This window comes from Corynebacterium jeikeium (assembly GCF_028609885.1).
Lineage (GTDB): Bacteria > Actinomycetota > Actinomycetes > Mycobacteriales > Mycobacteriaceae > Corynebacterium > Corynebacterium jeikeium.
On record NZ_CP063195.1, the window covers coordinates 630561 to 652854 of the forward strand.

The following is a 22294-nucleotide window of genomic DNA, read 5'->3' on the forward strand; positions in this document are numbered from 1 at the left end:
TAGCATCACTAGACCTTTAGAAAAATTTGGGGTGACTGACGGGACTCGAACCCGCGACACCTAGGATCACAACCTAGTGCTCTACCAGCTGAACTACAGTCACCATTGCTGTTGAAAACAGCGGATTTCATGTTAGCCCACGCCCTGCGCCTTAACCAAAAGGCCAGTTCGCAAGGGGTAAATCTGAGTTAGATTGGGAAGCGCTCCGTCGCTGCCTTTGCCGCGGCTGTCGCGTCCGCGTTCGATGGGTCTGCCTCCACGAGCATCGCGCGGCGGTAGTAATCCAGCTCGCGGATCGATTCCTTGATGTCCGCCAGTGCGCGGTGCGCCATGCCCTTCGCGGGCTGGCCGTTGTACACGTGCGGGTACCAGCGGCGGGCGAGTTCCTTCAGGCTGGAGACGTCGATCATGCGGTAGTGCAGGTACTGGTCCAGGTGCGGCATGTAGCGGTTGATGAACTTCCGATCCGCGCTGATGGTGTTGCCGGCCAGCGGCGCCACGCCTGCGGTGGGCACGTGCTTCTTCACATAGTCGAGCACCTGCTCCTCGGCTTCTTCCAGCGTGATGTCGGAGGCGCGGATCTGTTCCGTCAGGCCGGATTCGCCGTGCATCTTCGTCACGACGGCATCCATGCGGGCGAGGTCGCGTTCGGTCGCGTGAATCACCAGGTCCAGCCCCTCGTCGAGCGGGGTAAGGTCCGCATCCGTCACAATCACCGCAATCTCGACGAGCACGTGTTGGTCCGGGTCGAGGCCCGTCATTTCGCAGTCGACCCACACGAGTCGATCGTTCTTGGCAACTTGGTTCGGGGTGGTGTTCACGGATGTTCCTTTCTGTTGTTGATAATTCTATGCCTTTTTGGTGACGCCCCCTCGGGATCAGTCGCTTTCGGTTGCCATTTGGGCGTAGAACTTACCCACGATCGGTGCGGTGACCTTCCGCGGCAGGTACGTGGAGACGAAGTTCATGGCCTTGGACAGTGGGCCGGGGACTACGCGGAGCTTGTTCTTGGACAGCGCGACCAGGGTGTCGATGGCGCAGTCTTCGTAGGTGGTCCAGAGGAAATCCGGGACGGCATCGTCTACTTCGGTGAGCTGCTCGTCTTCCTTGCGGGCTTCGCGCACTGGGCCGGGGGCCAATAGGGTGCACTTGATGCCGTGGTCCTTGAGCTCGTAGTGCAGGGACTCGGTGAAGGTGTTGACCATCGCCTTGGTGCCGACGTAGGTGGCGTTTCCGGGGATGGCCATGTTGCCGGCGGCGGAGCCGACGTTGACGATGCCACCCTCGCCGCGTTCCAGCATGCCGGGTAGTACGGCCTGGGTGAGTTCATATAGAGCGGTGGCGTTGAGCTCGAACTGCAGGCGCTCGTAATCCCAGTCGAGGTCCTTGAACTGGCCGAAGGTAGCAATGCCAGCGGAATTGATAATGATGCTGACCGGGGTGGTGCGCAGCTCTTCCAGCAGTTCCGCGCGGGCGGGCGCATCCGCCAGGTCGACGGAGCGGATCTGCACGTCGCGGTTCGGGGATGCGTCCGCAATCTCCTGCATGGGGGCTACGGTGCGGGCGACCAGGAGCAGGTCGTAGCCGCGCCGGGCGAGCTCCTCGGCGATGGCCTTACCGATGCCGGAGGAAGCGCCGGTGATTACGGCGTAGGAGCCCGGAGTGGGGGCGGGGAGGTCCAGCTCCGCGGACTTCTGGGACTTGCCCAGGGGGAGGGAGCGGAGGGCGTCAATAGGGTTAAAGCGGCTATTCGCAGTCATGGCTACAACCATAGCGGGCGGTGCGGACAGGGGGTCGGGGTTTAGGTGGCGTGGAGTATGGGGCGTGTGAAGCGTGGGTCGCGTTAAGCGCGGGAGGTGTGAACTTAGCCCGGCGAACTGAGCTAAGCGGTGTTAGTTTAATCACATGATTCCCGATATTCGCAGAGTTGGACAGCACGCCGCGCTGTATGCCCATGCGCGCTGTGAGCACATCATGGAACAGATCGAAGACCGCGTTGGCGATGACTGGGGAATTGCCGTAGGCGAAATTGAAGGCGAGCAGTACTACCAGTTTCAGGGGCGGGTTAAGCTCGCCAATGCTCGAGTGGAGCTAGTCGCTACCGTTGACGTGGAGTCTGCGACTCTTAAGTGGGAATGGGCGGATGAAGCGGCTGTTTCCGGAGCTGCAGAACTTGGTCGGCGCCTTGCTGCGGAAGTGATGCGCGAATGGGGTGAGGAACAAGACCTGCCAGGGTTTACGACCCCAGTTGTGCCTTACGAGGTTCCCGAGTGGGACGGCGATGAAGCTGAATCGGGTAGCGGGGAAGACACAGAAAATGAGGAAGGCGAAGAAGACGACGAGCTGTATGCGCAGTCAATCGCAGCGGCAGCCGTTTCGGAGGATGTAGGGGATAGCGCGTTCGAAATATTTGGTTCGCATGCTTGTTACGCAAGCATTCCGAGCGAAGACGAATCCGAGATCCGGATTTACTTGATGGATTCGTTCAACCCACCGATGGAGGAGACGGATCTGTCGGTGATGTTCGTCAAGTTTGACGCCATATTGTTGGAATGCGACGACCCGGTGTGGAGCATCGAAGGGATTGCGCATCAGCGCGAGGACTGGACGGTCGAGGAAATCGAGCCGGAGAACAAACAACGCGCGTGGAAGATTGCGGACAGCGAGGGACGCTACTTCGTGGTGGAGTTGAGCTTCAATGAAGACGGCACGATCGCAGAGCTTGGCAAGAAGGGGCTGCTTACAGAAGAAGGTGCCTGACGAAATCCGTCAGACACCCAAGCTAAGAAATGAAACCGGCGCCCCGGAAAAGAAAAACCGAGACGCCAGTTTGTCCATGGTGCCGCGACTGTAGTGGCAACGATGCCGCGACTTATAACAGCACTGCCTGAGCACATTTGAGGTGTCGATTATGCGCCCGTTTTCGTGTGCCGACTGGCCCATTGCAAAGTGCGTTTAAAGCTCGATGGTGCGATCCAGCGAAAGGCGCGAACAGAAGTGTTCATCGTGGCTGACGACGAGTAACGCTCCGCGGTAAGCGGAGAGGACGTCGACAAGCCAGTCCACGGTGGGGATATCCAAGTTGTTAGTCGGCTCGTCTAGTAGCAGGAACTGCGGTGCGGGGGAAGCAAGCAGCACGCGTGCGCACTCGGCACGGAACCGCTCGCCTCCGGAAAGTTGCCCCACTGGCGCGTGGACACTGTCATTCTGGAACAACAGTTGTGCTAGCTTGTCGCGGATAAACTGCGGGTCAGCCTGCGGATTGCTTTCCGCGACCAGCTCCCACACACTCTTGTCCGCTGGCAATGTGATGCGTTGACGTAAATAGCCGCGGGGAAGCGCATAGTCGACGTCGCCGCTGGCAATCCGGTTGAGAAACGTAGTTTTTCCCGCCCCATTGGCACCGGCGAGTCGGACGCGTTCGGGGCCGACGATTGTCAACAGCTCGCTGCTCAGAACCCGCGTGGCATTGGGAAGGCTGGTATCGGGAAGCTCGATGTGAACGTGAGTGTCCTCCCGCAACCTAAGTTGTGCTAAGTCATAACCTTCCCGAGCTTGTGACACCGAGGCTGCGGCATCACGGGCACGCTTGGCTGACGAGACCTGGGATCGGTTCTTATCATTTCCCATGGCCATACCAGGCTTGCGTTTGGAGGTAGCGAACTCTTTACCTCGGCGGGCGTTACGGGCAAGCCGTGTCTGCATCTCGGCACGTTGGCGAACTTCCTTGTGATAGGAGGCTTTGGCCTCACTTACTTCGGCCCGCACGGTTTCCTGTTCGTGGTCGATGGTTTGACGGTAGTGCTCAAAGTTCCCGCTAAACATACGTAATGATCCGTGATAGAGCTCAGCTATCTCGTCAGCGTGGTTGAGCAGCTCCCGATCATGCGAGATGACCACCATGGGCGCCGGGGAAGCGTCAATCATATGCAGAAGGCGCTCCCTGGCAGCGGCGTCGAGATTGTTCGTGGGTTCATCAAGAATGATCATCTCTGGTTGGGAGAAAAACAGCGCCGTCAGCGCCACAGCGACGGCCTCTCCTCCCGACAAGTTGCCGACGCTGCGAGAAAGGGAAAAGTTCAATCCCGACGCGCTAAGAGCGGCCTGGATCCTCTCCTTGAGATCCCAGTTGTCAGCAACGATGGCCGCGAGTTCCTCGGAGTAGTTGCCCGCTTCGATTTCCGCTAGGGCATCTAAAATCTCGCGGGCCTTGAATACGTCTGCGATGGTGTCGGTCACTTTGAGCCCTAGATCTTGGTGGGTTAATAGACAAAAAGTGTGTCCGCATCCCAGCATAACCGCAGAACACACCCCACAAATCACCGCATAATAGCTCCCCGAAAGCTATTCCCCACACCATCCCACACCTCCGGCCACATCTGTGCTAAACGCACACCGGTTGGATTAAAGGATGACCACCAACCGACCCAGCTGCCCACTATGCAGCAACAACACAAAGAAAAACGGCACCACCAGCAAAGGAACAACCCGCTGGCGCTGCACCAAATGCGGACACTCCTTTACCCGCAGCACCCAAACACACAACAAAAACGCCGCTACCATGACCTGGTTCATCCAATGGATCACCGGCACCCAACCACTGACACAGGGTCAAGTCCGGTGTAGTGGTGTAGCCGTTTGTGCTTTCGGCTCGATATGAAGTTCGGGGCTTGGTTAGGCGGTTAGCTGGTGGTGGTCGTCACGATGTTCTCCTGGGTGGTGCATGAGGTGCTTGGTGTGTTCGAGTGCGGTCAGTGACATGTAGCGTTTTTGTTGGATCCAATCGTCGTGTTGCTCGGCTAGGACCGCACCGACAAGCCGGATGATGGATTCACGGTTTGGGAAAATGCCGACGACGTCGGTGCGCCGGCGGATCTCTCGGTTTAACCGTTCTGTGGGGTTGTTTGACCACACCTTCGTCCAGACTGGTTTCGGCACTGCGGTAAACGCCAGTACTTCATCGAGTGATTCCTCCAAATACGCCGCGACGTGAGGGAATTTCGGCTCCAGTAGGTCGACAACTTCGCGGGCTTGAGCCCAAGTGGATGTGGCGTCAGGTTGCTGGAAGATTGTCTGGAACATCGCAGAGACCATCGGCCATTGTGTTTTCGGGACCTTTTCGTAGAGGTTCTTCGCGAAATGGGTGCGGCACCGCTGCCACGACGCATTGGGCAGCACTTCGGAAATGGCGTGCTGGATGCCTTCGTGGGCATCACTGGTGATAAGGAATACCCCAGTAAGTCCGCGGGCTTTTAAGTCCTGGAAGAAGCCTTTCCACGACGCGTTGGATTCCGCGGTGGCGACGTGCATGCCGAGCATTTCGCGATACCCGTCGGCGTTGACTCCGGTGGCAAGCAGCACTGAGCATTTGACCACCCGGCCGCCTTCACGGACTTTGATCGTGAGCGCATCGCACGATAAAAAGGCGTACCCGCCGGGGTCTAGTGGGCGGTTTTTGAAGTCTGCGACCATGTCGTCGAGTTCTTCTGACATGCGTGAGACTTGCGATTTCGACATGCTGGAAATCCCAAGTGTAGCCACCAGATCATTCATCCTGCGGGTGGAAACCCCCTTAAGGTAGCACGTGGCGATCACAGTCGATAAGGCTCGTTCTGCTCGTGAGCGGCGCTCTAACAGCCAGTCTGGGAAGAACGCGCCGTGGCGCAGTTTCGGCACCGCCACGTCGATCGTGCCGACACGGGTGTCAAGGTCGCGGTGGCGATACCCGTTGCGGTGGTTGACCCGCTCGGTGGATACAACCCCGTATTCGGCGCCGCAGACGGTGTCAGCCTGGGCGGAGAGGATCTGGTTGATAAACCCTTGCAGCATCTGGCGCATCAAATCCGGAGACGCTTGGGCCAGCAAATCATCCAGATAGGTTGTCGGGTCGATAGAATACGGTGCAGCGGTCATCGTCATAGGCCTTTCGGTGAGATGTGGTAGTTGAGTTGAAAGGCTAACTGGCGGTGGCCGCCCACTACTTTCCGGGATCCACCATCAGCAAGCGTTACACCACACTAAGGGACGCAACCCTGACACAGATTGCAGTTACACAAAACGTCTCAGCAAAAACACTGCAACGCCGCTTCCACTGGTGCTGGTGAGAGTGTCCGATTCTTTGTGTGCGGGGGGCTTGGGTTACAAGTAGTCCGCGAATCGGTCGGGGTACGCCACAGCTAGTTGGTTGATGGCTTGTTTCCACCCGGTGGCTTTCGCTCCTTCAATATAGCCGTTGCATTCGATGTCGCGTTTCGCTTTCTTCGCTCGCTGGGCGGCGCGCTTGTCTTCGATGTTGCAGATCATCAGCCACAGCGTTTTCAGCGCCGCAGTATCGTTCGGGAATTGCCCCCGGTTACGGGTAGCTTTCCGCAGTTCAGCGTTGAGCGACTCGATTGAATTGGTGGTGTAGAGCACCCGGCGTGCGGCCGGCGGGAACTGCAGAAACGGTATGAACCGCTCCCACGCGTCGCGCCAGACTTTGACCGACTGCGGGTATTTACGGCCCAGTTCACTGGCCTCGAAAGCATCAAGGCTGGCCCGGGCGGTGTCCTCGTTGGCGGCCGTGTAGACCTCACGTAGCGCACGGGAGACAGATTTGCGGTCCTGGTAGGACACCCACCGGTTCGCAGCTCGAATTAGGTGCACGATGCAGGTCTGCACCATAGAATTCGGCCAGGTTGCCTCCACGGCTTCCGGTAGACCTTTCAGCCCGTCGCAGCAGACGATGAACACGTCTTGGACACCCCGGTTGGCCAGATCCGCGCACACCGATGCCCAGAATGCAGCGCCTTCATTTTCAGCGATCCACAATCCCAAGATGTGCTTGATGCCGTCGATGTCGATGCCAACAGCCATGTAGCAGGCTTTGTTGACCACGCGGTGACCGTCACGGATTTTGACGCGGAGTGCGTCGAGGAAGATCACCGGGTAAAACTCGTCGAGCTGGCGGTTTTGCCAGATCATGACCTCGTCTAACACCGCATCGGTAATCGTGCTGATCGTATCCGGGCTCATATCCACCCCAAGCGTGGTTGCGAGATGGTGTTGAATATCGCGCACTGTCATCCCGCCGGCGTACAGCGAGACGATCATATCGTCGAGCTCTGTCAGCCGACGTGCGCCCTTGGGCACCATCTTCGGTGTAAACGTGCCGGCACGATCCCTGGGCACGGTCACTTCCACTGCACCGTAGCCAGAATTGACGGTCTTGGTGTACGACCCGTTGCGGTGATTGCTCTCCTGCGCGGCTTCCACCTGGGCTTTGGCCTTACGGTCGGAATGTCCGTAGCCCAAATGCGCATCCATTTCCGCCTGCAGACCAGCGTTGATCGATGCCTGCAGCAGGCCTTTGACCAAGTCGCTTGCATCATCAGCGGACGTCGACAGCTCGCTGATCAAGCTAGCGAGCTCAGGATTTTCCATCAGCTTCTCGCTGATCTCGTTGACCCTTGCCGGGTCATGGCCTTTCTTCGGTGACACAGCAGTCATTATCAGTGAAACTCCTTCTAGATCAGAGCCTCACACACAAACTTCCTGACACCCTCGTGCTGGTGGATCATCCCCACACCCACCATCGATACTTTCCGTATCTACGACCAGATCTTCCTGGACGCGACCTACCTAAGGTCCGGCTGCCTCCTTATCGCTGCCAGTAAAACCCACGTCATCAACTGGACCTGGGCCAGACAAGAAACCACCGCCGCCTACACCGAACTACTACGCCCCATTGCCGCACCACTTGTCGCAGTGACAGACGGCGGACAAGGCGCCCAATCAGCCATCCACCACTGCTGGCCGACAACACGCATCCAACGCTGCCTCGTCCACGCCCAACGAACAGTCCGCCGCCATACCACCAGCAATCCCCGCACCGACGCAGGCAAAACCCTCTACCGCCTAGCCCTGAAACTCACTCGCATCACAGACCTTGACCACGCAGCCGAATGGGTCACCCACCTGCACGAATTCAACCACACCTACCAGGTGTGGATGAACGAGAAAACCACCATCCGCGACCCTGCCACCGGTGCCTACAGCAGGGTCTACACCCACCAACGCGTCCGAGCGGCCTATCAGTCATTACTATCCCTACACCGCAGGGACCTGTTGTTTACCTACCTGCAACCACCACCAACAACCATCAATCCTGACGGACTAGCAGCGACAACAAACAGTCTCGAAGGCGGCATCAACGCCCCAATAAAAGAACTGGCCCGCAGACACCGCGGATTATCACTACCGCATCAACGCACAGTGATGGATTGGTGGCTGTACCTACATACAGAAGTCCCTGACGATCCGGTCAAGATCGCCAGGGACCAGCGATGGGGTCAAGACGCACTTTCCACAGCAACAAACTTGATCACCCACGACACCACAGCCACTACCAATGACATCGGTGCACCAGCAGAATACGACACCGCCATCGACACCAGCTACCAACACAACCTCGGCATCCAAAAAGGCTGGGTCAAATAACCACGACACACCCGGGAAAGACACACATTTTGTCCTTTAACCCATCTTGGTCTAGGTAGCCGATTTTAGGGGCCGTGACGGTACCAGAAGTGGGTTGATAGATGCCGGCCAACACCTTAGCGAGAGTCGATTTTCCTGAGCCATTAGCACCGACAAGGCCGGTGAAATGCGCGCCGAATGTGGCGCTTAAATCTGAGAAACAAGGAGTGCCGTCTGGCCAGGTAAAAGAGAGATGGGAAAAAGAAATATGCATGCCAAGTTCCGCCTTCGAGCCAACGATGATTAAGGGAGCGTCGAATTAGGAACGGATCTTCATAGGGCGAAACCGTACTTCAAACCAATCTGAGTGTCAATGCTCACTAACTGTAGAAGTGCGCATGATGGTCTGCTGGGGTACACCCCAAACGAACAGTTGTCCGAAGTCAGGACAATGGCGCCCCCGGCAGTGTCCGAAGTCAGGACATAGTTGACAACGTGTTCCAGGGAAAAGCGTTGTGACGGTTGTCAGATCAGCCGCGACATAATTGACAGTTAGCCACCGCAAAGCAAAAGCGGTGATGGTTGACACCTCAGCTGCGACATTGTTGACAGATGAATAGTCCCAACCGCAACCTCGCCATCGTCAAGGCAGTCCGCGAACAAGGCGAACCCGTCACCAAAGTCGCCAAACGCTTCAGAATCTCACGGCAACGTATCTACAAAATCCTGTCCCAGTTCGATGCCGGAGGCGCTGATGCCATCGCCCCGAAATCCCGCGCCCCGCATACCCACCCGCAAGCAGTACCAACATCTTTACGCAACCAGACCATCGACATGCGTAAGCAACTGGTCAGATCCGGTTTAGACGCAGGCCCTGAGACCATCGCATTCCACCTTCACCGCCAGGGGTTGCGAGTACCGTCAACGTCGACCATCCGACGGATCATCACCAACGCAGGCCTTGTCACGCCACAACCGCAGAAAAAGCCACGCAGTTCTTTCATCCGTTTCGAAGCCGCTATGCCCAACGAATGCTGGCAGGCAGACATCACCCACCTACACTTGCTCGACGGCACTCGACTCGAAGTCCTCGACTTCATCGACGATCACTCCCGTTACCTGCTATCGATCACCGCAGCAGCATCCTTCAGCGGACCGGCTGTTGCAGCTGAACTGCAACGCCTCATCGCCACCTACGGCCCGCCGGCATCCACCCTCACCGACAACGGACTCGTATTCACCGCCCGCCTAGCTGGAGCCAGAGGGGGACGCAACGCCTTCGAAAAACCCTCAACAAATACCGCATCCAACAGAAAAATGGCCGGCCAGGACATCCCCAAACACAAGGGAAGATCGAACGGTTCCACCAAACCCTTAAAAAATGGATTGCTGCCCAGGGCCTGACCCCCGGAAAGTAGACACGTCGGGGGTTAGCTATGCTGCTTGGGTCAGTGTAGCTGATGTGAGTGCTTCGAAGTCATTGGGGGCTAGAAGGTTGCACCAGGAGTGCCGTCTGCGGGTGTTGTAGCGCATGCACCATCGAAAGACTTCCTGCCGGCAGATAATGGGATTATCAAAGACTTTCCGATCACGTAGCACTTCACGTTTTAAGGTGGCGTTAAATGATTCTGCCAGGGCATTATCGGCACTAGTTCCCACCGCGCCCATGGATTGGCGTACACCAAGTTGGGCGCAGTGGTCCCTAAACGCCTGTGAGGTGTACACACTTCCATGATCAGAATGGAAAATAGCCCCGTCAAGGCTTCCGCGGACTGTGCTGGCATGGGACAAAGCCTCGATGACCAGTGAGACACGCATGTGGTCTGCGAGTGCATAACCTGCAAGTCTTCGTGAATAGGTGTCAATGACCGTGGCCAGGTACATGTTCTTACCGCCCTTACACGGCAGGTAGGTGATGTCGCCTACATAAACACGGTTCGGCTCGTCAGCGGTGAATGTACGGCCTACTAAATCTGGCATGACACGGTGACCAGGCTTGCGCCGGGTGGTGATGCATCGACGCCGTTTGCTAAAGCCTTTTAGCCCCATGGATTTCATGATGCGCGCAACCTTCTTATGGTTGATCGGGCCGAAGTCCGTATCGTCGTTGAGGCTTGCAGCGATGCGTTTAGCACCATAAAGCCCGTTCTCATCATCAAAGATGGCCTTGATTCTTGCACCAATAAGGGCATCGGAACATATCTTTAACCTGCGATTTTCGTGGGTGTTGACCCATTTATAAAACGAGGAGCGATTGAGCTTTAACACATGGCACATCCGCTTGACCGAGTACTCGGTTCGGTGGTCATAGACAAACTGGAAGCGGATCACCAGCGTGTCTCTTCGGCAAAATATTTCGCGGCCTTGCGCAGAATATCGCGTTCTTCGCGCAGCTTCGCGTTCTCTTTTTCTAGCTGGCGGATTCGCTCGGAATCAGTCGTCTCCTTGGCGTTGTCGCGCATGGCCTTCGTGCGGGCACGTTTGCCGGTGCCGTATTGCTGAAGCCAGGAGAAAAGCGAGGAACGATTGACTCCAAGCTCTGCTGAAGCCGCGTGAAGTGAAAGGTCCTCATTGTTTTCATAGAGGGCCACAGCATCACGTTTGAACTGTTCGGAATACCTAGGCATGGTGGTAGATTACCTTTCTTCCCAACCCAACCGGGCTGGATATCAGGTGTCTACCAAACAGGGGTCAGGTCCCCAATCCCCAGCGATCACCCTGGTCGAACTCCAACGGCAACTCGACACCTTTGCCGACTACTACAACACTGTCCGACCTCACCGAGCCCTCGGAAGACGGACACCACATGAGGTCTACACCACCGGCCCCAAAGCCGAACCCAACGACAAACCGGAAGAAGAATGGCGCGTCCGCAATGATGTCGTCACCCCAAACGGCAAGGTAACCGTCCGTTACGCAAGTAGGCTCTACCAACTTGGTATCGGGCGAAAATACACTGGCGAAACCATCCTTATGGTCATCACCGACAACCATGTCACCACATCATTAAAAGAAACTGGCGAGATCATCACCGAGCACTACATCGATACGTCTCGCAATTACCAAAAACCTTATTGGAAGAAAGGCCAACCACCCCTGACCTAAAAGCGAAACCGGCGCCTCGGAAAAAGAAAAACCGAGACGCCAGTTTGTCCATGATGTCGCGACTGAAGTGTCAACTATGTCGCGACTCATGACAAATGGCGCCCCCGGCAGGACTCGAACCCGCGACACATGGGGTAGAAACCCACTGCTCTAATCCACTGAGCTACGGAGGCATACGAGTAGATGATAATGCACGCGCCTGCGCGCTGAAATTACGGGGCGGCCATGCCGTAAGCGTGGCACAGCCGCGCAGGTCGGTGCCGGGGTATCGTGGCACTGATCTGCGGCCAAAATGTGCCACCACTGTGACGCAACGAACATCACAAAACCAGGAAGTTCACCCTGTCCGGGGCGGAGGGTAAGGTTCCAAACATGTCCTCCCAGGCAGATCAGGAAGCTAAGCAAGCAGCGCAAGCCAAGCCCGCGCAGGCGGAAACCAAAGCGAAGCCCGCGCAGGCGGAAGCGCAAGCCCCGGCCCAGCCCGCGAAGCTGGGCAACCCCGGCCTCGTGTATCTCATCGGTGCACTCGTCGCCGGGTGTTTCGGCGCGGTCATCGGCTACTCTTTCCTCGGCGAATCGCTCGCCCTGCTGGGCATTCCGGATCCCGGTCCGCTGACCACCATCGGTCTGCCCTTCGTCCGCGGCGCGGCGATTTTCATCGGCTGTCTGGGCCTCGGCGGGTTCCTCATGTCCGCCTTCGGCACGCCCCCGGACAAGCAGGGTTATCTCACCCTCGACGGCTTCCGTGCCGCACGCACGGGCACCTGGGGAATGATCGGTTTCGCAGTCCTGTCGATCCTGCTGATCCCCATGTACATGTCGGACATCTCCGGCAGCCCCCTCAAAGAGGTGCTCAAGCCCGAGTACTGGGGGATTGCGCTGGATCAGGTGTCGGCGTCAAAGGCTTGGCTCTGGGTTGCCATCTTCGCTGGCGTGGCCGGTGGGCTGTCTCTGCTCACGCGGAAGTGGATCTGGCAGCCGATCTTCCTGGCGCTGTCGGTCCTTTCGCTGATTCCGCTGGCGTTGGAGGGGCACTCCGCGGCGGGCGGCAACCACGACTATGGTGTGAACTCGCTGCTCTGGCACATCATTTGTGTCTCGCTGTGGGTGGGTGGCCTGCTGGCCCTGCTAGCGCACGCGAAGCGCCGCGGCCCGCACTTGGCTCTCATTGTTCAGCGCTACAGCATCCTGGCGCTGTTCTGCATCATCGCCGTTGCGATCTCCGGCTTCATCAACGCACTGCTGCGCGTCCACCTGGACGAGCTCTTCACCACCCAGTACGGCCTGGTCATCGTCGCAAAAATGGTCATGACGTTGCTCCTGGCCTGGTTCGGCTGGGAGCAGCGTTCCCGCATCATTCCGAAGCTGCGCGCCGGCGAAGGCGAAAGCGGCAAGACCACTAGCGCCCAGCGCAAGCCGTTCATCCGCTTCGCTGCCCTGGAGATCTTCATCATGGCCGCCACCATTGGCATCGCCGTCTCCCTGGGCCGCATCCCGCCGCCCATCGAGCAGATCGTGGACCTCACGCAGCAGGACGTACTGCTGGGCTACACCCTCACCGAGCCGCCGTCGATCTGGCGCTACTTCACCATGTTCCGCCTGGACCTCGTTTTCGGCGTGGGCGCGATCCTCCTGCAGGCCGGCTACATGTGGGCCTGGCTGAGCATTCGGAAGCGTGGCATCGAATGGCCCATCCAGCGCCTGATCTGGTGGACCGCCGGCAACGTCACCCTGCTGTTCGCCACCAGCTCCGGCCTTGGCATGTACTCCATGGCGATGTTCGGCCCACACATGCTGCAGCACGTGATTCTCTCCATGGCCGTGCCCGTGTTCTGGGTTCTTGGCGGCCCCATGACGCTCCTGCTGCGCGCCCTGCCTGCCGCCGGTCGAAACGGCGTGGCGGGCCCGCGCGAATGGTTGGTCGTGTTCATCAACAACCCGTTCTCGCGCTTCCTTACGCACCCAATCGTCGCCGGTACGCAGTTCGTTGTCGGCTTCTATTACCTCTATCTTTCGCCACTTTTTGACGCCATCGCGGGTGAGCACGCCGGCCACCTGTTTATGATGCTGCACTTCATCATCTCGGGGTACATCTTCTATTGGGTGATCATCGGCGTGGATGCTGCACCGCGAAACCTCTCGCCGTTCATCAAGATGCTGACCCTATTTGCGATGGTGACCTTCCACGCATGGTTCGGTATTGCGATGATGCAGATTTCCGAGCCGCTGAACGCAGAGTTCTACAGCCAGCTGGACTTCCCATTCCCAGTGGACCTGGACCACCAGCAGTACCTGGGCGGCAGCATTACCTGGGCTCTGGGCGAGATTCCGCTGCTGATTGTTTCCATTGCCCACGGGTTCCAATGGTTGCGCACTGACCGGCGCGAGGCCAAGCGCTTCGACCGCCGTGAAGAGCGCACGGGTGACGAAGAGCTGGAGGCATACAACGCGATGCTGGCTGGGCTCTCCAGCGGGCAGATCGATACCGGCAACCGCGCGTACTACGGCGATGACTACCACGACCAGGACGTGCAGAGCTCCCTGCACTCGGCCAAGCACAAGTCGCAACACAAGAATCAGCACAGAGCCGAAAGCCAGGCCCAGAAGAATCAGGCCGAAAGCCAGACCGAGAACAAGCAAACCCGCGAACAGTCGGACTAACGCACACCCCGCCTCAAACTGTCAACCCCCTACTTTTTAGCCTGTGGAAAACGCCCTTGATGGGCGGAGTTGTCCACAGGGTGGCGTCACGAAGAAAAAGAAAAATCCCGAAACGCGCTAACAATAAGGCCACGCGTCGGGGAACAAGCTTCGGTGCGACAACTAGGAAGGGGACAAGTCGGATGAGCAACAATCTGGCGCAGGCATATCTGGTGGGGAACGCGGTTGACCACCCGCAGATTCGGATCAAGGGGTTGGACGGCGGCCCCACACTAACCACGTTCCGCGTGGCGATGAACCACCGCTACCAAGGCGCGGATGGACAGTGGAAGGACGGCGACCCGTGCTACATGGAAGTCCAGTGCTGGGGTGCACTAGGCGATAACGTCAGCGCGACGGTGTGCAAGGGAATGTCCGTGATCGTCGTCGGGCGCATTGTGCAGAGCACGTGGGAAGCCAACGGTGAGGACGGCAAGTCCGTGACCCGCAGCGTGCTGCGCGTGCGTGCTACTCACGTGGGTCCGGACCTGAGCGCCCGAAATGTGCTGGTGAATGTCCGCAAGGCCGTGGAGCAGAACGCTAAGCAGAACACAGCACAGGGTGTTGGACAGGTCGCGGAGCCGGGTGCGGCGCCAAACCTCGGCGGTTCGCCCGAGCTTGTGAGTGTGGGCGCAGGTAGCCAGGAAGAGGAAGTGGAACCTGCGTTCTAAGCGCTAAGCTAGGCGCTAGACGGACGCTAAATGGCCGCTAAACGGTGAGGTCGACCTGGGTAGCTCGGGGGAGTAGCCCAGGTCGGCCTTTGCACGGTGGCACCACGTACACTGGGTGGGCGAATACATTGGGACACTAACCACGAAAGGTCAAAAGAGTTCACCGTGGGCGAGTTCATTTACACCATGAAGAACGTGCGCAAGGCGCACGGCGATAAAGTCATCCTGGATAACGTCACGATGGCGTTCTACCCCGGCGCCAAGATCGGCGTGGTGGGCCCGAACGGTGCAGGTAAGTCCTCCATCCTGAAGATCATGGCTGGCATCGACCAGCCCTCCAACGGCGAGGCCTTCCTGGACCCCGGCGCAACCGTCGGCATCCTGCTGCAGGAGCCGCCGCTGAACGAGGAAAAGACTGTTCGCCAGAACGTCGAAGAGGGCATGGGCGAGATCTTCGAGATCCGCCAGCGCTACGAAGAGATCGCCGAAGAAATGGCCACCAACTACACCGACGAGTTGATGGAAGAGATGACGGATCTGCAGGAGAAGATCGACGCTGCAGATGCGTGGGAGCTGGACTCCAAGATCGAGCAGGCTATGGAAGCGCTGCGTTGCCCTCCGTCCGATGAGCCGGTGACCCACCTCTCCGGTGGTGAGCGCCGCCGCGTGGCCCTGGCGAAGCTGCTGCTTTCCGAGCCGGACCTGCTGCTGCTCGACGAGCCCACTAATCACCTGGACGCCGAGTCCGTGCTCTGGCTGGAGCAGCACCTGAAGGACTACAAGGGCGCCGTCCTGGCCGTCACCCACGACCGCTACTTCCTGGACCACGTCGCCGGCTGGATCTGTGAGGTCGACCGCGGCAAGCTGTACCCCTATGAGGGCAACTACTCCACCTACCTGGAGACCAAGGCCAAGCGCCTGGAGGTCGCCGGTAAGAAGGACGCGAAGCTGCAGAAGCGACTCAAGGAAGAGCTGCAGTGGGTCCGCTCCGGTGCGAAGGCTCGCCAGGCGAAGAACAAGGCCCGTCTGCAGCGCTACGAAGAGATGGCAGCCGAGGCGGAGAAGTACAAGAAGCTGGACTTCGAAGAGATCCAGATTCCAACCCCGCCCCGCCTGGGCAACCAGGTGGTCGAGGTCAAGGATCTGAACAAGGGATTCGACGGCCGCACCCTGATCAAGGACCTTTCGTTCACCCTGCCGCGCAACGGCATCGTGGGCGTCATCGGCCCGAACGGTGTGGGTAAGACCACCCTGTTTAAGACCATCGTTGGCCTGGAAGAGCCGGATTCCGGTGAGGTGAAGGTCGGCTCCACCGTGCAGCTGAGCTACGTGGACCAGAACCGCGAGAACATCGACCCGGAGCAGACCGTCTGGGAGGTCGTTTCCGACGGCCTGGACTACATCCACGTCGGCCAGAACGAAATGCCTTCCCGCGCGTACCTGTCCGCGTTCGGCTTCAAGGGCCCGGACCAGCAGAAGCCTTCCAAGGTGCTGTCCGGTGGTGAGCGCAACCGCCTGAACCTGGCGCTGACGCTGAAGCAGGGCGGCAACCTGATCCTGCTGGATGAGCCGACAAACGACCTGGACGTTGAGACCCTGTCCTCCCTGGAGAACGCTCTGCAGCAGTTCCCGGGCTGCGCGGTCGTCATTTCGCACGACCGCTGGTTCCTGGATCGCACCTGTACCCACATCCTGGCCTGGGAGGGCAATGTTGCCGAAGGCCAGTGGTACTGGTTCGAGGGCAACTTCGAGGACTATGAGAAGAACAAGGTCGACCGCCTTGGCCCGGAGGCTGCACGTCCGCACCGCGTGACGCACCGCAAGCTGACCCGCTAGTCGGACAGCACGCTAAAGCGGCTCGGCGGCGCAGGCTAACCAATAGGCCTGCGCCGCGTTTCTCGCTTGAAGCCGTGTAACAACGTGAACCTGTGTGAAAGATGTGGCAATATTGGTTCACGAAACAAAAGTTACCTGTGAGGTTCTAAGCGAGGTTTGAAACGCAATGCCCTTCATCGAATACGAGGCCACTGGGACTCGCTGGCACACTTGCCACCGCGAGCTCCGCTGGTCCGACTTCGACCAATACCAGCACGTCAATAACGCCAAGTACCTGGAATTTGGCCAGGACGCGCGGATGGTCTTCCTCAAAGACGTGCTGATGGAAATGGACATTGCCGTGCCCCCGATGTTCGCCCGCCACACCACCATCGACTACCCATTCCCGCTTTCGCCGGGGGAGTCGGAAGTAGCCGTGGCCTCCTACTTCATCGACGTCGGGCGCAAATCCTGCACCATGCGCCAGGTCGTCCAGGATTCCGTCGGGCGGATCACCTGCACCATCGACGCAGTCATGGTGGGGATCGACGTGATGACCGGGAAGTCCCGCGAGTGGAGCGAGCAGGACATCGACAACATCAACCAATTCCTGATCCCGGAGGACCACGAGGTCGTCACCGACCGCGCCACCACCGCCGCGCGCTTCTAGGTAGCGCTTGTTGCGTCGTGTGCTTGCGGCCCGGCGCTGACCCGCTGACCCACAAACGCCCAGCCCGCGTGAGCTTCAGCCTTGGGGAGGGCTAAGGTGGGGGAACTATGGGCGTCACAATCGATCTACAGGGAACAATTAATTCGCGATCCGCGACCGCGGCCGTGAGTGCCATGCGGCGCGCGGGGGCGGTGATGAAACGCGCGCTGGTGATGGATCCGGGTGCGCTGGTGCGCCTAAGCGCTGTGGGGGAGCGGTCGACGGATCTTTTCATTTCGACGCCCCTAGGCTGCGTGGCTTCCGTGCGAGTGCCCGGACAGGTCGTCGGCGCCGGTAGTGCGCACTCTGGCAGTGGCGGCACGGTGGCCTATGCCAGCGACGCGCTGGAGGCGATCGTCGCGTTTGAGCCTGGTCAGCAGACCCTCGACCTGGGTGCGGAGATGGACCTGATGTGGGTTGGCTCGCCGCCTCCGCAGCAGGGATTCGAGCTGATCGATACGGTGCCGGGGGACGTGGTGCGCGGTCTGCACGCGGACATGGCCATGGAAAACGAGGCGAACTCCGGGCCGATGGGGATTGCGCGTAGCCTGCTGGAGCAGCAGGTGCTGACGGTGCAGCGAGGTAATGACGCCACCGCCTCCGTCGCCCTGGAGGGGCGAACCATCGCGGCGCTCGGCGGCCTGCGGCTAGTTCCAGAGCCGGGGGAGAAGCTGCGGGACTATGACTATGTGCGCGTGAGTGCCAGCGGGTCGTGGATTCGTATGGATGCGCTGGTAGGCAGCGTTTACGCGCCGCGCCCCGGCGGGCTGGCGCGAGTGCCCGGGCCGCGCTAGAGGTTTGGGGAGCCGCCGCACGTGGGCTGCTGCGGCGTGAACAACTTAGGCGCCGGTGTACATGTCGTAGCCCAACTTGGTGCTCATGACCACGACAACGATGAGTAGCGCGATGCGGACAAAGCCGGTTCCCTTGGTAAGCACCAGGCGCGCCCCAATTTGTGCTCCCGCCACGTTGAAGACCGCCAGGCCGAGGCCCAGTAGCCAGGGCACATGGCCGCCGATGGCGAATACGGTCAGCGCGCCCAGGTTCGTGGCAGTGTTGATGATCTTCGACAGCGCGGCAGATTCCACGAAGGACCTGCTTAGCAGCGCGGTGAATACGATGATGAGGAACGTGCCCGTGCCCGGCCCGAAGAAGCCGTCGTAAGCGGCGATAGCCCCCACTGCGAAGAGCGCGATGAGCCACCGACGGTGGCTCTGCGATGGGGCGCTTTGAGGTGTGCCGAAGCTGGGTTTGAGGGCGACATACGTGCCAACTGCCAGCAAGAGAATAATCACCAGAGGTCGCAGAACCTCGGAACTGAGTGCCGCTACCAGCAGCGCACCCGAGGCCGCGCAGACGAACGCCAGCGGGACTCCGTAGGCCACCAGGCGCCGATCTATCTTCTGGCGTACATCGGATGCGCGGAGCATACGCGCTGCGGCCGAAGAGGTGCCGAAAACCGCTGCTAACTTGTTCGCCGCCATTGCCGAGGCTTCGGGTGTCGCGGGCGCGACGATCAAAATGAGGGGGATGAGGACGAGGCCACCACCGCCGACGATGGCATCAATTAGCCCGGCGATGAAGGATCCCACTGCGAGGAGGGAAATTGCCTCGGCTGAGAGTTCAGCTAGCATCGTCAGATCTGATCGGGGGTGTTGACCAGCATGTGTGCGACCCGCTCCATGTGTTCCCACATGGCCGCGCGGTGTTCGTCGGGGAGCTGTTCCTTATCGATGGTGGCCATGGCGTTGCCCATGAGTTCCAGCCAGCGGTCGCGGGCGGCCGTATCGATGCGGAAGGGGGCGTGGCGCATCCGCAGGCGCGGGTGGCCGCGGCGAGCGTTGAATTCCGCAGGGCCGCCCCAGTACTGCACCAGGAACCAGCGCAGTCGATCCTCGGCGCCTTCGAAATCCTGTTCCGGGTACATCGGCGCGAGGATATCGTCGGTGCGGACCTGGCGATAGAACTCGTGCACGATGGCGCGGAAGGTCTCTTCGCCAACAGCGTCGTAGAAGCTAGAAGTCATGCCTCCAACCTTATCCGTTCTGCGATAACCGACGGGGCTAGTTGGGTGCAGCCACGCCCGTCGCAGGGGGCACAGTCCGACTCGCCGCATGGGCGTAGCCCCGGCGGCTACTTGTTAGCTGCGTCGAATGCGCGGGCGGCCTTGGCGCGCGCCACCCGGTCGCGGCCCTCGGAGAGCACGCGGCGCAGGCCACTCGGGGTGTCCTCCGCCTTCACCAGTTCGGCGATGGCGGAATCCGTTGCGTCGCTGTGATCCCAAGACGGGTAGATGCCCTCCAAGGTGCGCAGCGCCATCTCCGAGTTCAGGGACTTCCACCACTCCACGGCGTGGGCAACGTAGTCGGTGCTGAACTGCTGCAACAGGTCGGCGTGGCCGACGTGTACCAGGCCCGCGTTGCGGTGGCGCAGGCTCAGGTTGCTCTGCTGCGGGGCCTCCACGGTCAGGGCGCGCCAGACCTGCTGCTTGGTCTTCTCATCCGGCACGGAGGAGCGTGCCTGGAGCGCCAACGCCACACCGCTGGAAGACCTGTCCTGGGCCTCCTCGGCGGCAATGCGTGCCTCCACCTGCTCGGCGGTTTCGCCGGTGGCACGGGCCGCGGCGGTCAGCGCAATGATGATCGCCCAGCGCAGGTCCTGGTCCACGTTCAGACCCGGAATCACCTCGGCGCCAGCTTCACCCAGCAGCGCGCGAAGCACGTCCGCGGACTCCGCGGAGTGCACGCAGCCCACGTAGGCGCGGACAAACGCCAGCTGGGCCGGGCCTGCGGTCTCGCGCGCTGCAGCCAAAAACGCCTCGCGCAGCTGTGCCCAGCCCTCGTCCGCCCAGTCCGGGTCTGCGTAGTTCGCAGCCGCCGCGCGAGCCTGAGCCAGAATCTGCTCCAGCACCGCCAGCTCGGTTTCCTCAGCCGCGCCACCGGCAACCAGGCCAATGAAATCGCGCGCCCGCATCTGCGCGTTGCGCGTCATCTGCCATGCCGCGGACCACACAAGGGCACGCGCCATCGGGTCCGTAATGCGCACGATGCTCGGCTTGCCGGTTCCAGCGCCGTCGCTATTACCGCCGCCGATCGCAGTTGCCAGGGAGCCCTCATCCAGCGCCATGTTGCCGTAAGCAAGGTCATCGTCATTGACCAGAACCAGGTCGCCAGCGGGCACGCCCACCAGTTCTGGAACCTCGGTTCGCGCGCCGGAAATATCCAGCTCCACGCGCTTGGTGCGCTTCAGCACATCTCCGTCAAAGCTGTACACGCCCACGGCAATGCGGTGGGTGCGGGTCTCGCTCGCGCCGGGCTGCGCGCCGGACTGTTCCACGGCAAAGGAGCTGTAGGCTCCGTCGGCTACCTCAAAGACCGGCGTCAAGGTGTTGATGCCCGTCGTGCGCAGCCACTGGTCCGACCAGTCGGAAAGGTCGCGGCCTGAAGCCTTCTCCAGCGCCCCCAGCAGGTCTGCAAATGTCGCGTTATCCCAGGCGTGCGCCGCGAAGTGCGCGCGGATGCCCGCGAAGAACTCTTCCAACCCGACGTAGGACGCCAGCTGCTTCAACACGCTCGCGCCCTTGGCGTAGGTGATGCCGTCGAAGTTGGCCTCCACCGTCTCGATGTCGCCCGCGTCGGAGAACACCGGGTGGGTGGAAGACAGCTGATCCTGCGCATACGCCCACGCCTTCTCCTTGCTGTTGAAGGTCACCCACGCAGTGTCGTACTTCGTCGCCCCTGCTTGGCTCATGGCCGCCGACCAGGTGGCGAAGGATTCGTTCAGCCAAAGGTCGTCCCACCACTTCATCGTCACCAGGTCGCCGAACCACATGTGTGCCAGCTCGTGCAGGATCGTATCCGCACGGCGTTCGTACTGGTAGTGGCTGGCTGCGGAACGGAAGATGTACTCGTCGCGGATCGTCACCGCACCCGCGTTCTCCATGGCACCCATGTTGTATTCCGGGCAGAAGATCTGGTCGTACTTGTAGAACGGGTAGCCGATGCCGAACTTATCCGCGTAGTAGTCGAAGCCCTGCTTGGTCACCTCAAACAGCTCGTCGGCATCCAGGTATTCCGCCAGCGACTGGCGGCAGTACAGTGCCAGCGGAACGCGCATTTCCCCGCTGGTCTGCAGGTTCTTATCCTTTGCCGCCGCGGACTCGGGGTGCTCGGTGATCGTGCCACGCCACTCGTCGCGCACCACGTGCCACGGGCCTACGCAAAACGCAATGAGGTAGGTCGATAGCAGGTAATCCACGGTCGCACTGTGCTTTTTCTTATTGACGCCCTCAGCCTCCGCCACGGAAACCTCGTTATTCGTCACCACGGTCCACTCGGCTGGCGTGGTGAGCTCAACGTCATAGGTCGCCTTGATGTCCGGCTGGTCGAAGCAGGCGAAGACCCGCTTGGCGTCCGCAGTCTCGAACTGGGTGTACATGTAGGCCTGGTCGTCGCTGGGGTCGAAGAAGCGGTGCAGGCCCTGGCCCGTGGTGGAGTACGGAATTTCGGCCTCCACCAGCAGCTCGTGCTGGCCACTAGACAAGCCTTCGAGCGGAATGCCCGTGGTGGCGTCATAAGTAAAGTCCCCAAGTGCCGCGCCATCGAGCTCCACCCGCGACAGTGAGTCCGCACGCAGGTCCAGGAAGGTCGACCCGGCGCCGGAGGTGAAGGCAATGCGAGTCAGCGAGCGGAAGTGCTTATTCTCGGGCTTCTCGCCGCCGGAAAGATCCAGCTGGATGGTGTAGTGAACATCGCTGATGAGGTTGGCGCGATGCTCAGCCTCGGTACGGGTTAGGTTGATGGAAGTCATGCCGACCACCCTAGTAGGCACGCCGGAC

15 protein-coding genes, 2 tRNA genes and 5 pseudogenes are annotated in these 22294 nt (G+C 60.0%); 10 read left to right on the forward strand and 12 right to left on the reverse strand.

The features are described 5' to 3' along the window. Positions 1 to 27: 27 nt before the first annotated feature. The 3 genes from CJEIK_RS02705 to cmrA form a co-directional block, all read right to left on the reverse strand. Positions 28 to 103: transfer RNA gene (locus CJEIK_RS02705), tRNA-His, on the reverse strand. An 85-nt stretch (positions 104 to 188) separates the two neighbouring features. Continuing rightward, positions 189 to 821 carry an oligoribonuclease gene (gene orn / locus CJEIK_RS02710; RefSeq protein WP_034964791.1) on the reverse strand — a complete coding sequence of 211 codons (633 nt, stop codon included), beginning with the start codon at positions 819 to 821 and terminating at the stop codon, positions 189 to 191. 57 nt (positions 822 to 878) lie between these two features. Continuing rightward, positions 879 to 1682: a mycolate reductase gene (cmrA, locus tag CJEIK_RS02715; RefSeq protein ID WP_034964847.1), complete on the reverse strand. Its 804-nt coding sequence runs from the start codon at positions 1680 to 1682 to the stop codon at positions 879 to 881. Positions 1683 to 1905: 223 nt separating this feature from the next. On the opposite strand from cmrA, the gene CJEIK_RS02720 reads away from it, so the two are divergent. Then, positions 1906 to 2760, forward strand: coding sequence for a DUF6882 domain-containing protein (locus CJEIK_RS02720; RefSeq protein WP_005294054.1), 855 nt, complete (start codon positions 1906 to 1908; stop codon positions 2758 to 2760). Positions 2761 to 2955: 195 nt separating this feature from the next. Here the strand turns inward: CJEIK_RS02720 and CJEIK_RS02725 are convergent, their stop codons facing one another. Then, positions 2956 to 4239, reverse strand: a complete 1284-nt coding sequence (locus tag CJEIK_RS02725; protein ID WP_256639586.1) for an ATP-binding cassette domain-containing protein — start codon at positions 4237 to 4239, stop codon at positions 2956 to 2958. A 172-nt stretch (positions 4240 to 4411) separates the two neighbouring features. Between CJEIK_RS02725 and CJEIK_RS11345 the strand changes: the two are divergent. Continuing rightward, a pseudogene (locus tag CJEIK_RS11345) lies at positions 4412 to 4606 on the forward strand (transposase-like zinc-binding domain-containing protein); the annotation flags it as partial. A 68-nt stretch (positions 4607 to 4674) separates the two neighbouring features. Here CJEIK_RS11345 and CJEIK_RS02735 read toward each other — a convergent pair. Beyond that, positions 4675 to 5913, reverse strand: a complete 1239-nt coding sequence (locus tag CJEIK_RS02735; protein WP_011113078.1) for an IS256-like element IS3506 family transposase — start codon at positions 5911 to 5913, stop codon at positions 4675 to 4677. 225 nt (positions 5914 to 6138) lie between these two features. Beyond that, complete coding sequence (locus tag CJEIK_RS02740; protein ID WP_005297400.1) at positions 6139 to 7488, reverse strand: IS256 family transposase; 1350 nt, start codon at positions 7486 to 7488, stop codon at positions 6139 to 6141. A gap of 60 nt (positions 7489 to 7548) precedes the next feature. Between CJEIK_RS02740 and CJEIK_RS02745 the strand changes: the two are divergent. After that, a pseudogene (locus CJEIK_RS02745) lies at positions 7549 to 8478 on the forward strand (IS256-like element IS3509 family transposase); the annotation flags it as partial. Between the two features lie 46 nt (positions 8479 to 8524). On the opposite strand, the pseudogene CJEIK_RS02750 reads toward CJEIK_RS02745, so the two are convergent. Next, positions 8525 to 8731 (reverse strand): annotated as a pseudogene (locus CJEIK_RS02750) (ATP-binding cassette domain-containing protein); the annotation flags it as partial. 338 nt (positions 8732 to 9069) lie between these two features. Between CJEIK_RS02750 and CJEIK_RS02755 the strand changes: the two are divergent. After that, positions 9070 to 9854 (forward strand): annotated as a pseudogene (locus CJEIK_RS02755) (IS481-like element IS3514 family transposase); the annotation flags it as partial. Positions 9855 to 9891: 37 nt separating this feature from the next. Here CJEIK_RS02755 and CJEIK_RS02760 read toward each other — a convergent pair. Beyond that, positions 9892 to 11084 (reverse strand): IS3 family transposase gene (locus CJEIK_RS02760; RefSeq protein WP_370510474.1). Its coding sequence is split into 2 segments (ribosomal slippage): positions 9892 to 10802 and positions 10802 to 11084, totalling 1194 coding nucleotides; the frame shifts between segments, so codons are not numbered across the junction. Between the two features lie 70 nt (positions 11085 to 11154). Here CJEIK_RS02760 and CJEIK_RS02765 point away from each other — a divergent pair. After that, positions 11155 to 11562 (forward strand): annotated as a pseudogene (locus tag CJEIK_RS02765) (integrase core domain-containing protein); the annotation flags it as partial. A 96-nt stretch (positions 11563 to 11658) separates the two neighbouring features. Here the strand turns inward: CJEIK_RS02765 and CJEIK_RS02770 are convergent. Continuing rightward, positions 11659 to 11735, reverse strand: a tRNA-Arg gene (locus CJEIK_RS02770). Positions 11736 to 11934: 199 nt separating this feature from the next. On the opposite strand from CJEIK_RS02770, the gene CJEIK_RS02775 reads away from it, so the two are divergent. The 5 genes from CJEIK_RS02775 to CJEIK_RS02795 all read left to right on the forward strand — a co-directional run bounded on the left by CJEIK_RS02775 (position 11935) and on the right by CJEIK_RS02795 (position 18251). Next, the gene (locus tag CJEIK_RS02775; RefSeq protein WP_005296535.1) at positions 11935 to 14223 is read left to right on the forward strand and encodes a bifunctional copper resistance protein CopD/cytochrome c oxidase assembly protein; all 2289 of its coding nucleotides are present in this window, start codon (positions 11935 to 11937) and stop codon (positions 14221 to 14223) included. 182 nt (positions 14224 to 14405) lie between these two features. Beyond that, the gene (locus tag CJEIK_RS02780; protein ID WP_005296533.1) at positions 14406 to 14933 is read left to right on the forward strand and encodes a single-stranded DNA-binding protein; all 528 of its coding nucleotides are present in this window, start codon (positions 14406 to 14408) and stop codon (positions 14931 to 14933) included. A gap of 165 nt (positions 14934 to 15098) precedes the next feature. After that, positions 15099 to 16769, forward strand: coding sequence for an energy-dependent translational throttle protein EttA (ettA, locus tag CJEIK_RS02785; RefSeq protein WP_005296530.1), 1671 nt, complete (start codon positions 15099 to 15101; stop codon positions 16767 to 16769). Between the two features lie 166 nt (positions 16770 to 16935). Beyond that, positions 16936 to 17418 carry an acyl-CoA thioesterase gene (locus CJEIK_RS02790; protein ID WP_005296528.1) on the forward strand — a complete coding sequence of 161 codons (483 nt, stop codon included), beginning with the start codon at positions 16936 to 16938 and terminating at the stop codon, positions 17416 to 17418. Between the two features lie 107 nt (positions 17419 to 17525). After that, positions 17526 to 18251, forward strand: coding sequence for a DUF8185 domain-containing protein (locus CJEIK_RS02795; protein ID WP_005296525.1), 726 nt, complete (start codon positions 17526 to 17528; stop codon positions 18249 to 18251). 45 nt (positions 18252 to 18296) lie between these two features. Here CJEIK_RS02795 and CJEIK_RS02800 read toward each other — a convergent pair whose 3' ends face one another. The 3 genes from CJEIK_RS02800 to pepN all read right to left on the reverse strand — a co-directional run bounded on the left by CJEIK_RS02800 (position 18297) and on the right by pepN (position 22266). Further along, positions 18297 to 19091 (reverse strand): TSUP family transporter, encoded by a 795-nt coding sequence (locus tag CJEIK_RS02800; protein ID WP_005296522.1) that lies wholly within the window; start codon positions 19089 to 19091, stop codon positions 18297 to 18299. Positions 19092 to 19093: 2 nt separating this feature from the next. Further along, complete coding sequence (locus tag CJEIK_RS02805) at positions 19094 to 19483, reverse strand: globin (RefSeq protein WP_005296520.1); 390 nt, start codon at positions 19481 to 19483, stop codon at positions 19094 to 19096. 107 nt (positions 19484 to 19590) lie between these two features. After that, entirely contained in the window at positions 19591 to 22266 is a 2676-nt protein-coding gene (pepN, locus tag CJEIK_RS02810) for an aminopeptidase N (RefSeq protein ID WP_005296518.1), read from the reverse strand. Positions 22267 to 22294: the final 28 nt, after the last annotated feature.